At 60.1% G+C, this 13902-nt stretch carries 9 protein-coding genes and 1 pseudogene; 4 read left to right on the top strand and 6 right to left on the bottom strand.

The features are described 5' to 3' along the window. Window positions 1-315 (bottom strand): annotated as a pseudogene (locus ACQKPC_RS13495) (hypothetical protein); the annotation flags it as partial. 313 nt (window positions 316-628) lie between these two features. Then, complete coding sequence (locus ACQKPC_RS13490; RefSeq protein ID WP_427625054.1) at window positions 629-1345, bottom strand: TraX family protein; 717 nt, start codon at window positions 1343-1345, stop codon at window positions 629-631. 131 nt (window positions 1346-1476) lie between these two features. Here ACQKPC_RS13490 and ACQKPC_RS13485 point away from each other — a divergent pair, with 131 nt between their 5' ends. The 3 genes from ACQKPC_RS13485 to ACQKPC_RS13475 all read left to right on the top strand — a co-directional run bounded on the left by ACQKPC_RS13485 (window position 1477) and on the right by ACQKPC_RS13475 (window position 4256). Further along, window positions 1477-2517, top strand: coding sequence for a low specificity L-threonine aldolase (locus ACQKPC_RS13485; protein ID WP_427625052.1), 1041 nt, complete (start codon window positions 1477-1479; stop codon window positions 2515-2517). A 251-nt stretch (window positions 2518-2768) separates the two neighbouring features. Next, a complete protein-coding gene (locus ACQKPC_RS13480) occupies window positions 2769-3302 on the top strand; it encodes an REP-associated tyrosine transposase (protein WP_427625050.1) in 534 nt (177 codons plus the stop codon). A gap of 129 nt (window positions 3303-3431) precedes the next feature. After that, window positions 3432-4256, top strand: coding sequence for an SDR family oxidoreductase (locus ACQKPC_RS13475; protein WP_427625048.1), 825 nt, complete (start codon window positions 3432-3434; stop codon window positions 4254-4256). 117 nt (window positions 4257-4373) lie between these two features. Here ACQKPC_RS13475 and gbcB read toward each other — a convergent pair whose 3' ends face one another. Then, window positions 4374-5474, bottom strand: coding sequence for a glycine-betaine demethylase subunit GbcB (gene gbcB / locus ACQKPC_RS13470; RefSeq protein ID WP_305424803.1), 1101 nt, complete (start codon window positions 5472-5474; stop codon window positions 4374-4376). Window positions 5475-5756: 282 nt separating this feature from the next. On the opposite strand from gbcB, the gene gbcA reads away from it, so the two are divergent. Then, window positions 5757-7052, top strand: coding sequence for a glycine-betaine demethylase subunit GbcA (gene gbcA, locus ACQKPC_RS13465; protein WP_032830499.1), 1296 nt, complete (start codon window positions 5757-5759; stop codon window positions 7050-7052). Window positions 7053-7169: 117 nt separating this feature from the next. Here gbcA and ACQKPC_RS13460 read toward each other — a convergent pair whose 3' ends face one another. The 3 genes from ACQKPC_RS13460 to ACQKPC_RS13450 form a co-directional block, all read right to left on the bottom strand. After that, window positions 7170-8420 (bottom strand): metallophosphoesterase family protein, encoded by a 1251-nt coding sequence (locus ACQKPC_RS13460; protein WP_427625045.1) that lies wholly within the window; start codon window positions 8418-8420, stop codon window positions 7170-7172. Between the two features lie 26 nt (window positions 8421-8446). Next, a complete protein-coding gene (locus ACQKPC_RS13455) occupies window positions 8447-10315 on the bottom strand; it encodes a hypothetical protein (protein ID WP_427625043.1) in 1869 nt (622 codons plus the stop codon). A 121-nt stretch (window positions 10316-10436) separates the two neighbouring features. Further along, window positions 10437-13895 (bottom strand): GMC oxidoreductase, encoded by a 3459-nt coding sequence (locus tag ACQKPC_RS13450; RefSeq protein WP_427625041.1) that lies wholly within the window; start codon window positions 13893-13895, stop codon window positions 10437-10439. Window positions 13896-13902: the final 7 nt, after the last annotated feature.

Genomic DNA, 13902 nt, shown 5'->3' with positions numbered 1-13902 from the left:
GCCTATTTCCTTGGCCTGTCCATTGGTCAACTGGCGTACGGCCCGGTGGCCGATCGCTTTGGGCGACGGATTCCCTTGCTGACAGGAGGCTTCGACCTTGTCGACGTGCTCGCAGCCACCGTAGTAGCGCTTGCCCGGATAGCCTTCGGCGTATTTGTTGGTCAGGCCGCTGCCTTGCGCTTCCATCACGCGTTTGCTGGTGTAGTTCTCGGACGCGATCAGCTCGATGTGATCTTCCTGGCGTTGCTCCTCGGCATTCATCGCCGCCAGCAGTGCATCGTCGTAACCTTTGATCTGGTCTTGCTTGCTGAACATCGCGTCTCTCCCAGCGGCATCTATGCGCCATTCGTCTCGGTAAGGCACTGGCGTTACGGCAGTGCCCTTTGGATGCGATGGTATGACCGGCGCAGACAGGTCAAATGCCTATGGACGCCACGCAAAGGTGCGTTTACGACATGGCGAGAAATGGCATGCCGAACACAATCCTTGAAGCAGCCAGGATCCCCTGTGGGAGCGGGCTTGCTCGCGAATGCGGTTTGTCATCCGACACTGATGTTGACTGGCCCGGCGCATTCGCGAGCAAGCCCGCTCCCACAAGGTTTGGCGCGCCCTTGTAGAAGGTCAGGGGTCAGGCGATGAGTTGGCGCAAAGCCAGAAGCACGAGGAAATGCGCGGGATAGAGCGCATACGCCCAACGCCGCATCGGTGGTGGTTGAACGCCTTGGGCATGTCGCAATAGCAGCAGGCCCAACAGTGGCGCAATCAGACAAGCGGCAATGCCGAGGATGGCTGCACTGCTGTGAAGTCGCGCGGCGTAATACAGCACTTGCCATTGATTGGCCGCCAGGCAGACCAGCCCCGGCAGCAGGCTGAAATACCAGGGACGCCTGATCACCAGCAACATCGCCAGCGGCAACAGCACGCCGAAGAATCCGAACATCAGTCGTTCCGGGAACAGCGCCGCCAGCAACAAGGCACCCGCCGCCAATAGTCGCGGCTGAGGCATCCTTTGCTGCCAGCCACGGGCGACCAACAAACCCAGAACCAACGTGGGCAACACGTTTAAGGTGTTGTGATCAGGAATGTACATCCGGTAGGGGATTTCGCTCAGAGCGCTAAACAGCGATAACCAACCGAGGTAGCGCCATTGGCCGTCGGTCGTTACTGCCTGTGCCCGCGACAGATTTGCCGCCATCGCCAAACAAAACCACGGGAACGCCAATCTACCCGGCACATACAGCAGATCGATGGAGTAACCGACATATCGCAGGTGATCGAGCACCATGCTCAGCAGCGCCAGCCACTTGAGCAGATCCAGCGCCCCATCCCGTTGAGTCATGTGCATAATTGCCCGTCAACCGTGTATTTTTCTGACAGCAACATCCCGTGTGCTCCCCGGACGATCTTCGGTAAAGTGCGCACCATCATTGACCACGATGCTCTTCACCATTAGAGCCTCGACCACGGAAGCCGGCCATGACCGATAAGAGCCAACAATTCGCCAGCGACAACTATTCCGGTATCTGCCCTGAAGCCTGGGCTGCCATGGAACAGGCCAACCACGGCCACCAGCGCGCTTATGGCGACGATGAGTGGACCGCACGCGCATCCGATCAATTCCGCAAACTGTTCGAAACCGACTGCGAAGTGTTCTTCGCCTTCAACGGCACCGCGGCCAACTCGTTGGCCCTGTCATCGCTGTGCCAGAGTTACCACAGCGTGATCTGCTCGGAAACCGCCCACGTCGAAACCGACGAATGCGGCGCGCCGGAGTTTTTCTCCAACGGCTCCAAGCTGCTCATCGCCCGCACCGAAAACGGCAAGCTGACGCCGGAGTCGATCCGCGAAATCGCCCTCAAGCGCCAGGACATCCACTACCCCAAACCCCGCGTAGTGACCCTGACCCAGGCCACCGAAGTCGGCAGCGTGTACACCCCGGAAGAAATCCGCGCCATCAGTGTCACCTGCAAAGAACTGGGCCTGAACCTGCACATGGACGGCGCACGCTTCTCCAATGCTTGCGCATTTCTTGGCTGCTCACCAGCAGACCTGACCTGGAAGGCCGGGGTCGATGTCTTGTGCTTCGGTGGCACGAAAAACGGCATGGCGGTGGGCGAAGCGATTCTGTTCTTCAACCACAAGCTGGCCGAAGATTTCGACTACCGCTGCAAACAGGCCGGGCAACTGGCGTCGAAGATGCGCTTCCTCTCGGCGCCGTGGGTCGGGATTCTGGAAAACGACGCCTGGCTCAAATACGCCCGCCACGCCAACCACTGCGCGCAGCTGCTGGCCGAACTGGTGAGCGATATTCCTGGCGTGGAACTGATGTTCCCGGTGCAGGCCAACGGCGTGTTCCTGCAACTGTCGGAACCGGCAATCGCCGCACTGACCGCCAAGGGCTGGCGCTTCTACACCTTCATCGGCAACGGCGGCGCACGCTTCATGTGCTCGTGGGACACCGAAGAAGAGCGCGTGCGGGAATTGGCGACGGATATTCGGCACGTGATGGCGGGCTGATCCCCCCACCGCACCGATCGTTCCCACGCTCCGCGTGGGAATGCCTTTGGGGACGCTCCGCGTTCCTGCCTCACCGCTGACGTCCCAATACCGTTGTGACGCAGAGCGTCACGGGCTGCATTCCCACGCGGAGCGTGGGAACGATCATGTAGAGGCACGTCGACATTTCCCACACTCTCTGCGGCGCTGTCCGCTAGCCCCACTACTTCACCTCCCTCACCCTACTCATTCCCCCGCAAAGGAATGCATCCATGGGCCGAAGCCGCTACACCATCACCGAACCCGACAAACCCCATTTCCTGACCTGCACAATCATGGAATGGCTCCCACTGTTTATCCGCCCCTACATTGTCGATCACCTGCTCAATTGCTGGCGCTATCAACAAATCCACCAAGATCTAAAGTTGTATGGTTACGTCGTCCTGGAAAACCATCTGCATTTCGTTGCCGAGGCTCCAGACCTGAGCAAATGCCTGCGCCAGTTCAAATCCTTCACCGCCCGCCAAATCATCGACGATCTGCAAAACAAAGGCGCAGAGCGCTCATTGCAACGACTGCGCTTCAGCAAACGGGCACATAAGCAGGATCGGGTTTATCAGTTGTGGCAGGAAGGTTCGCACGCGGAAATGGTGTACAGCGAAACGGTGATGCGCCAGAAGCTGGATTACATCCACTACAACCCGGTGAAGCGTGGGTACGTGGATTTACCTGAGCACTGGCGCTATTCCAGTGCGAGGAATTATGCAGGGATGGAGAGGCTGATCGAGATACAGCGTTGGTATTGAGGCTCATAGCACTCCCCAACCTGATCGTTCCCACGCTCTGCGTGGGAACGATCAGTTTCGGGGAGTTGGTCTACATTGACTGGCGAGCTGTTTCGATCCGCTCAGATAACAACAATCAGGAGCGTACGCATGTCATTACAAGGCAAAACCCTGTTCATCACTGGCGCCAGCCGTGGCATCGGGCGTGAGATTGCGCTGCGGGCAGCAAAGGACGGGGCCAACATCGTGATTGCCGCCAAAAGCGCCACCCCTCACCCCAAACTGCCCGGCACCATCTTCAGCGTGGCGGCGGAAGTTGAAGCCGCGGGAGGCAAGGCGTTGGCCTTGCAGGTGGATGTGCGTGATGAAGTTGCCGTGCGCCAGGCCATGGCCGACGCCAGCGCACATTTCGGCGGCATCGATGCGCTGATCAACAATGCCGGGGCGATCAAGCTGACCGGTGTGCAACACATCGAACTCAAGCGCTTCGACCTGATGCACCAGATCAACACCCGCGCGGTGCTGCTGTGCAGTCAGGCTGCCCTGCCCTATCTGAAAAAAACCGCCGGCCACATCCTCAACCTGTCACCACCGCTGAACCTGGCCACCAAGTGGTTCGCCCAGTACAGCCCGTACACGGTGACCAAATACGGCATGAGCATGCTGACCCTGGGCATGAGCGAGGAATTCGCCTCCTACGGCATCAGCGTCAATTCCCTGTGGCCGCAGACCATGATCGCCACTGCCGCCATCGAGTTTCAGCTGGGGTCACGCGAGTCGTTCAAGCATGCGCGCACGCCGGCGATCATGGCGGATGCTGCTTACGCGATTCTGAGCAGCAGTGGTCGCAGCATCACCGGTCGGTTGCTGATTGATGAGGAGATTTTGCGGGAAAACGGGATGACGGATTTCGAGGGGTATCGGTTTGAACCGGACTCCACCGACAAACTGATGCCGGACCTGTTTATCGACTGAACCACCGCTCCTGTGGGAGCGAGCTTGCTCGCGATAGCGGTGGATCAGCCAACATTGATGTTGAATCTGATTCCGCCATCGCGAGCAAGCTCGCTCCCACAGGTGGCGTGGCGGGTATCAGAACTCGATCCGCACGTCGCCCTTCGGCACGCTGCAGCACGACAGGATGAACCCTTCGGCCTCGTCTTCCTCGGTAATCCCGCCGTTGTGATCCATTTCGACCTCGCCGCCCAGTTTCATCACCTTGCACGTCCCGCAAATCCCCATCCCGCAGGCTTTCGGGATCAGCAGGCCAAGCTTGGCCGCCGCCGCATGCACGGTCTCCCCTGGCGCCACGCGAATGCTTTTGCCGGAAGCGGTGAATTCCACCTGATGCAGATCCGCCGCGTCGATTTCCGGAGCGTCTGCCGCTTGTTCGGCTTGCTCCACCGCGTCGGCACGGGCTTCCGGCGGCGTCGCGCCGAAGGATTCCTCGTGATAACGCTTCATGTCGAAACCCGCCGCCTCAAGCATGCGCTTGACCGCGTTCATGTACGGGGTCGGACCACAGCAGAAGACTTCACGTTCAAGGAAGTCCGGCGCCATCAATTCGAGCATCTTGTGGTTCAGGTAACCGCGATAACCGGCCCACGGCTCGCCCAGACCATGTTTCTCGCAAATAAGGTGCAGACTGAAGTTATCGATCCGCGACGCCATGTGTTCCAGCTCGCGGTGGTAAATGATGTCTTTCGGTGAGCGGGCGCTGTGGATAAACACCATGTCGACATTGCCGTTGGTGTCATAGAACCAACGGGCCATGGACATGCACGGCGTAATACCGACGCCGCCGCTGAGGTAGAGCACTTTCGGCGCAGGGAAGTCCATGGCGTTGAACAGCCCGACCGGCCCGTGCACCGCCAGCTCCTGGCCTTCATGCAGGGTGTCGTGCAGCCAGTTGGACACCTTGCCCCCTGGCACGCGCTTGATGGTCACCGAAAAGCTGTACGGCACCGACGGCGAGCTGGAAATGGTGTAGGAGCGCATGATCGGCACGCCGTCGATTTCCAGCTCCAGGGTGACGAACTGCCCGGGCTTGAAGAAGAACAGGATCGGCTGGTCGGCCATGAAGCAGAAGGTGCGCACATCCCAGGTTTCCTGGATGACTTTGACGCAACGGACAATGTGTCGACCATTGGCCCAGGTCTGGGTGGTTACCGGGTTCAGGAAGCTGTTGGACATGCTGATCTCCACGGCCGACTACCGGCCTTTATGTTGGCGATTCTGCGTATAGCGCAGCCCCTCCATTTACCTATCTGCGACATTCACATACTTATCGCGACCAGCCCCCAATTACCGGGGGTTGCGCGTCGGGAACAGATTGGGCCATGTCGCCCATGGATAAGGTTCTGGCAAGCGCCGGCCCCACACTCGCCCCATACCAAGACATAATCTTTACACCTTGCGTAGCAAACCTGATCAGCCACTTTCGCGGCCACGCAGATGGCCTTGAGGAAACACACGATGGACGTCACCACTACCCTGAGCCTGGGCGATCCACTGGAACCCGCACGCAAGGCCACCGCGCAGATGCTACAAGAGCGCGAGCGCACTTTCTCGCTGCCGCAGCCGTTTTACTCTGACGAGCGGCTGTTTGATATCGACATGCAGGAAATCTTCCAGAAAGAGTGGTTGATCGCCGGCATGACCTGCGAAATCCCGACCAAGGGCAACTACCTGACTCTGCAAGTCGGCAAGAACCCGATCATCGTGATTCGTGGTGCCGACGGCGTGGTCCATGCGTTCCACAACGTCTGCCGTCACCGTGGTTCACGGCTGTGCACCAGCGAAAAAGGCAAAGTCGCCAAACTGGTCTGCCACTACCACCAGTGGACGTATGAGCTGGACGGTCGCCTGCTGTTCGCCGGTACCGAAATGGGCGCCGACTTCGACATGAAGCAGTACGGCCTCAAGCCGGTGAACGTGAAAACCGCTGGCGGCTACATCTTCATCAGCCTGTCGGAGAACCCGCCGGCCATTGATGACTTCCTGTCGACGCTGAACCATTACATGGAACCGTACGACATGGAGAACACCAAGGTGGCAATTACCACCACCTTGATGGAAAAAGCCAACTGGAAACTGGTGCTGGAAAACAACCGCGAGTGCTACCACTGCAACGCGTCGCACCCGGAACTGTTGAAAACCCTGCTGGAATGGGACGACGTCACCGACCCGCGTGCCGACCAGGCCTTCAAGGACCACGTCGCTGCCTCCGCCGCAGCCTGGGAAGCCGAGAAGATCCCTTACGCCCACGCCAGTTTCGGCCTGCGTAACCGCATCGTGCGCATGCCACTACTCAAGGGCACCGTGTCGATGACCATGGACGGCAAACAGGGCTGCGCCAAACTCATGGGCCGCATCAAGAACCCGGACCTGGGTTCGATGCGCATCCTGCACCTGCCGCACTCGTGGAACCACTGCATGGGCGACCACATCATCGTGTTCACCGTGTGGCCGATCAGCGCTCAGGAAACCATGGTCACCACCAAGTGGATCGTGCACAAGGACGCGGTCGAAGGCGTGGACTACGACGTGGAGCGCATGCGCCAGGTCTGGGATGCGACCAACGACCAGGACCGTCGCCTGGCCGAAGAAAACCAGCGCGGGATCAACTCCACCGCGTACCAGCCAGGGCCTTACTCCAAGACCTATGAGTTTGGCGTGGTGAACTTCGTGGATTGGTACAGCGAGCGGTTGCTGAACAACCTTGGGGCCGAGCCTGCGCCGTACCTCAAAGGGGTTCCGGTTCAAGGCTGATCTGTCACGCTGATCGTTCCCACGCGCAGCAAAGGAATGCCTCAACGGACGCTCTGCGTTCGGCTCCTGGGACGCAGAGCGTCCCGGGCTGCATTCCCACGCAGAGCGTGGGAACGATCAATGGGCTGACGAAGACCACCGCACCGACCCATCCTCCCCAATAAACGTCTCTTCGATGTTCTCCCCCACCAGCCTCACTTTCACATAACCGTTCAACACCCGATCCGGGTACGCCTCATCCCGCGCATTTTGGGTTTCCGACCACAGCACCCGCGCATGCCCGTTCAGCTCACTGGCATTGCCGTAGGGAATCGCCCCATGCCCGGCGCAGCGCGCATGCAACCCGCCTTGAGCGGCGTAGCAGATGCCGTTGTGCAAATGCCCCCAATACCAATAATCCGGCTCGCGGCCCAAGGCATCGCACACCGGTTGATACAGCGCCGTCTTGTTGTGCCCGGTAATGTCGAAACCCTGGTGATGACTGAGCACCATGATCTTCTTGCGCTGGGGCAAGTCTTTCATCCAGTCGATCTGCTGTTTGTTCAGTGCACCGTCCATGTACAGGTTGATCGCATCGGAGGCGTAAGCCGTGTCGAGCCCGATCACCAGCCAGTCATCGTTGTACAACGCAAAATAACTGGTGCCCTGCTGCGCCGGGAAACGCTTGGCCAGTTCCTTGAAGTAGCCATGGGCGCCGCTGTACATCTCGTGATTGGAGTTGAGGGTGAACGAGCCGTGCTTGCCCATGGGCCAGCCGACCATGTCGACGTCTTCCTGAGAGCGGGTGCCGGCGTAGTACACGTCCCCCAGGTGAATGGTGAAATCAGCCTGGGCCAGTTGCATCTGGTTGGCGACTGAGACCGCCGGGGCGTGGCTATCGAACGGCCCGGTGCCCCAGTCGCCGGCGATGGCCAGGGTCACGTCACTGTCCATGCGCATCAACGCCGGGGTGGTGGCGAACGGCGCGTGATGCCGCAGGTTCTCGATCCACTTGAGCAATGCCTCGCTCCACAACAGATCCAGCAGCTCCCATTTGCGACAACCGAGCAGGCTGCCATCCTTGAGCACGCGGGTTTGCAGCTCATCTACCGATTGCGGCAAAGGGCTGGCGTTACCGATGTGCAGGATCGACAAGCCATGGGCCAACTCCCACGGCACACTCGGCTGATCGTCTGGCACATCGCCGTGCTTGAGCACGTATTGCGCCTGATCGTGACCCCGCTGCAGCAGCGCGACGATAGCCTCGAACTCCTCCGGTTCAAGCTCGCTGACGAGCTTTTTCCAGGCCATTTCCAAACGGGTGAACAAGCCATGTACGCGTAGTTTCACCTTGTCGTACTCGTGTTCCCAATGACTGACCAATGACATGTCGCTTTCCTCCATCCGTAGTGGAATCACAGGGTTTTCATGAACTCGATGAGCGCCCGCTTATCGAGTTCCGACAGCTGCGTGCCGTACAGGTGGCCGCCGTTGTGGTTGCCCTCCAGGCGCGTGTCGTATTTGAAGTCCGCCGAAGCCTTCATCTGCTGGCCACTGGTGACGAAGCCGACTTTGTCCTGGTCGTACACATCGGAGCCGGTGAAGAACACCAGCGGTCTCTTTTCCGGTGGTTGCAGCAAGTCCCACAGAGTCGGCACCGAACCGTTGTGCAAGTACGGCGCGCGCAACCAGACGCCGTCGGTGGGCGTGTTGCTGTAGCTCTGGGTCTTGCGATAGGCGCCAAAGTCGAACGGCGATTTCTTGAAGCCATGGAAAGCCGTCACCAAACCATTGGTGAACGAGTTCAGCCGATGGGGATCGGTGCCCAGTTCATCAATGCTGGTGGTGACCTGACCGGTGTCGGTGCGGCCGAAATCATGGCAACCGGCGCAGTTGTTTTCCCAGACCGGTCTGCCCCGCGCGACTTTGGCCTGATCCAGCGCGAACGGCCATGCCGGCGCCTTGTGGCCCAGCAGCCAGTTTGTCACCCGGTTGAAACTGGCCGGCAGCACTGACTCCGGCGTCGCGCCCACGGCCATGGCGGCCGCGTAGTTGCGCTCATGGATGTCGTTGTTGTTACCGTCCCAGTGCAGGTACAGCGACTCCCGAGGTTTCTGGTTCCACACTTGCGGCAAGTCGACGGTGCCGATGGTCGAGTCATCCGGGAAGCCGAACACCACCATTTTCGTCGGGTTGAAGGTGTCGGTGCGCCCCGGCCCTTGCGGTGCGCGCAGGCGTTGCCAGGCATAGGCCTGCTTCTGCTTGACCAGCGCGCTCGTGGCCATCGGAATGATCACGTAGCGGTTGTACAAGCGTTCGAAAAACCCGAGCTGGAACTTGCTGTTGATCGCCGTCATCACCGCGTCGGGGGTGAATTTCGGGTCGCTGGCGCAATTGTAGGCGAACCACTGGAAGGCCTGCAGTTGCAGGGTATTGGCCGGTGCGGTGGCCACCGGGATGGCGACGTCGCTGGTATTGGCCCGATAGGAACCGGTGTGGCACAGGGCGCAGTTGGGCTCCACGGTCGGGTAGCCGATCTGCCGCTTGGCCATGCCGATCGGCAGGTCCTTGCCGTTCTCGTAGAGGAAACCGAAGACTTCGTAGCCGCCAGGTTTCGGCAGCTTATCCGGGCACATCTGCGGCAATACGGCGAACAGGTAATAGGGAATCCGTGCCTCGATGCCCAGGCCGATGGCGCCGTACTTGTAGTGGTCCTCATCGGAGGCGTATTGCTCTTCCGGCACCACCCGCAGCATCTGGTACCAGGTTTCGTAGCCGATAAACCCCAGCGCCAGCACCACGACCAGCGTGGCGACTTTGAAGCTGTGCCGCTGCCAGCGTCGCGCCCACGCTGCGCGCCACTCAAGCCAGCCATCGCGAAGCAACGCCAGGGGCCGATTGGCCGGCGCGCTGCCCAGGTACAGCAGAACCCCGAGGATCAGGAACATGCTCAGATCGCCCAGCAGCATCGGCACGAATACCTGAGCCTGGTTACTGGTGTTGATCAGGTAGATCCAGAACGCCACGGCGACCAGTCGCGACAACACGCACAGCCACGAATGCACGACGTATCGTGGCGCGTTGAAGCCTGACGGCATGTAGAACAGACTGATCCCCACCAGCAGCATGCCGGCGTTTTCCAGCCATGGATCGGAGAGTTGCGGCGGCATCCCGAGCATCGAGGTCAGCAACGCCGGCGCGAACAGCGCCGGAATCGCGAAGACCATGTTCATCACGATGCCTATCCAGATGAAGCGTTGAAACCAGCGGATGTAACTGTCCATATTTTTTCCCCAGATCGTTCCCACGCTCCGCGTGGGAATGCATCCCGTGACGCTCTGCGTCACACAAGCGGACGCAGAGCGTCCATGGCGGCATTCCCACGCAGAGCGTGGGAACGATCAGCTAGCCGAGGGCGGTTTTCTCCAGGTGTTGCAGGATGATCGGGTACACATCGAGCACCGCATTCTTGCCGAACATGCAGTCGATATGCCCGTAACCCGGCACCACATGCCGGCTGTAGCGCTCCGGTCCATGGACTTTGCACACGCGGTCATAGGTCTTGAGCGTGCTTTCCGGCAGGTAGCACTGATTGTCTTCGCCGCTGATGAAGCAGATCGGCATGGTCAGCCGGTCGAAGTGCGGCATGTAGACGTCCTGGCCCTTGAAGTCCACCAGATGACCTTTGCGCAGGATCAGCGCCAGGTGCTCGAAGGTCTGCATGTTCGATTCGCCGAACAGCTCATGCAGGTTGTCATGCAGGGTCTCGTTGAGCGTGTCGTGGCGGTACAGCGACGCGTACATGAAGGTGATGCGATGGCACACCGGGTTAGTGCAGTAGCCCTGAGCCTCGATGCGGGCATACCCGTTGAGGGCCTTGTCGTAAAGCTTGTTGAACCAGCTCTCCTTGTTGTCGGCATACGCGGTGAGGGATTTGATGCCGATGGCATCGAGCATTCCCGGAAGGTGCAGACCGGCCTTGAGCCCCGTTGCCGTGGCGACCACCGTATCCGCGGCAATTTGCGAACACACCACCGAACGCACCCCCTGCAACCCGGCCAGCAGCGACATGAAGAAAGTCGTCGCCCCGTAGCAATGCACCACGCATTGCACGTCCGCCGCCTTGGTCGCCTGCTGGATCTGCGCGATGGCAGCCTTGAAGTCGTACTGCGCAATCTGATCGCCGTTCCATTCGTGCTTGCTGGCCGGTATCAGAATGCTGACCCGGAAATCCAGCAGCCAGACGTCGTACTCGTGCTTGCACAAGAACTCCAGCAGGTTGGTCTGGATGGTGTCGGTGGAGAAAATATTCGAACCCACCCCCAAGCCATGCACCAGCATCACCGGCCCTTTGCTGCCACCCTGATAGCGGGTCAGGCGTAGCTGTACGTTATCTTCGGTCTGGAAGAACTGCACGCTCGGGATCGGCGCATCCAATGGGCGTTTCTGCCGCGGAGGTGCATCGGGGTTGAAGTAGATGTCGCCAGCGAACACCCCGCCGTAGCTCTCCCACAAGATGCCGGCGAAGAACTTGCCGAACCGCGCCAACCCTTCGATGCGCTCGCGTTCGTTGCGCGCGTTAAGCACCTTCATAGTGGTCATCTGCTTGGCAAAATCGGCCGGTTGAATGTGCATCACACCCGAACCAATCACCTCACCGGTTTTGTCCGGCCCGCGATACAGCGTCACGTAGAGGGTGCTGGTGTCGTGCCAGACGTTCAGCACGCCATTGTCTTCGGGCACGGTCTTGAACGCACTGAAGTAATAATCGCTGCCGTCCTCGGCGGTCAGTTTCATGTCGTAATTCATGTGCCGCACACCGACCTGTTCCTGATACTCCTCGAACAGGTTGAACACGCCATTGCTGGCGGTCAGCGGTTCCGGCGACAGACCCGGCGCATTGAGCGTGCCGACCAGCGTCGCAGCGTGTTCCGGCTCCTTGATCATGCGGTTGAGGTCGTTGGCGGTGATGGTCAGGGTGAACTCGATCGGCGAGTTCTCCGACTCGCCACGTTTGGCCACCGCTTCGTAGAGTTTGAGATCAGTGCCTTGAGGCTGAGTGAAGTCTTTGGAGAAATAACCCTTCATGGTTTCGGTGAACTGCACGCCGAGAGTCGGCGGCGCCACCTGTTTGCGCGGTGCCGAAGGCAGCGTGTAGTCGATGTGCCAACCGCGATCGGCCGCCAGCAGGCCCATGTTGCGCTCGCTCACGGCGGAGATGGTCAGCAGCGGATTGACCGCCAGGGAAGTCGGAATCACCGCGCCGTCGGCCACGTACAGCCCGGCATAGACATTGGTACCACTGGCGCTGCTGAATACCTGGCCCTTGTGGTTGACCACGCCCTGCTCCGCGTCCTCGCCCATCACGCAACCGCCCAACGGGTGGACGGAAACGATGCTGTGTTTGAGCAGCTCGGTCCAGATCGGATTCTCCACCCAGATCCCGCCCAATGCCTTGGTGCTCTGGTGCAGCCGATCGTTGCCAATCTTGACGTTTTCCTGCTCGCCAACACCCGGCCAGTCGATGCGCAGCTGATCCTTGCTGTCGAGCACCATGCGCCCCTTGCCGTCGTCGTGGCTCATGATCAGGTAGGTCTGCATGTTATGCAGGGCGCCGTGATACGGGCCGCGCAGGAAGCTTTCGGTTTCGCGCTCTGCGTACTTGAGCTTGCCGGTGAAACTGTCGTCGGTGGGCTTGCCGATCAACCCGGCGAACGCGGCCATGCTCGGCACCATCGGCCGGCCTAGCGCGCCGGGGATCGAGCCTTCTTCGATGACCATGCGGCTGCGCCAGTCGCCTTCGGTGCGCATGTCGATGATCGAGGTGATGCACGGGCCGACCGGTTTCATTTCACTGGCCGGATGCGCGCCGAAACCGATGCCGTTGATCGCTTGGTCGCAGTTGTGGCCGAAACCGAGAATGTCACCGTTGCCGCTCATGTTCTCGCCGAGCTGATTGGACGTCGACAAGCCTTTGTCCCGGGAGCGCAGGAGGATTTCGGTGGAGCCCAGGGTGCCCGCCGAAACCACGACGACGTCAGCCTTGACGAATAGCGTCGGTGCCGAGAACTTCTCGCGGCCGCTGTCCAGGTATTGGAAATGCACAATCCAGCCGTCACCGTCGGCGTCTCGCTCCAGGTGACGCACCTCGGCCTGGCAGAAAATTTCCGCGCCGTGGTTCCAGGCATCCGGCAGGTAATTCATCAGCGTGGTGTTTTTGGCTTTGTTGTTACAGCCCGACACGCAGTCGCCGCAGTGGTTACACGGCAGCTGCTCGACGCCGACGTGGTTGAGGTTGTTCGGCAGTTTGTCGAAGGTCACGTTGATCGGCGGCTTGTAGAAATGCGCCCCTTGCTTGAGGTAGTCCGCAGATTTTTTGTTGGCTTCCAGTTTTGGCAGCACCGGTGAGGTGCTTGGGTAGGGATTGGGCTTGAGCATCTCCCGAGCCCGGGCGTACCCATCCTTGAGCAGCGTGTCGCGGTGTTCACGCACCGCCAGCGGCCAGCGCGGATCGTCGAACACACCGGGCTCCGGCTCCAGCGCGACGTTGGCGTTGATCAAGGATGTGCCGCCCAGGCCACAACCGACCACCACGTTCTGCTGGGCGTTGACATGCAGGTCGAACAACCCGGTGCGCGAACCGATGTGCCCGTCCGGGTCATGGACTTGCAGCTCTTCGGTGGCCGCCAGCATCGTATTGGGGTATTCGCCGGGCTGGATTTCCCGGCCCCGCTCCAGCAGGCACACCCGCTTGCCGGCCCGGGACAGGCGCGACGCCGCGATCCCGCCGCCGTAGCCGGAGCCGATGACGATCACGTCGTAGTGTTCCTTGATGTCGCTGATGGGCGTGGCGATCCGTGTCATGGGTCAT

The organism is Pseudomonas sp. NPDC089918 (genome assembly GCF_050280605.1).
In the GTDB taxonomy this organism is placed as follows: Bacteria; Pseudomonadota; Gammaproteobacteria; order Pseudomonadales; family Pseudomonadaceae; genus Aquipseudomonas.
Note: the sequence above shows the minus strand (reverse complement) of the source record. Positions and strands in the feature narration are given on the sequence as shown.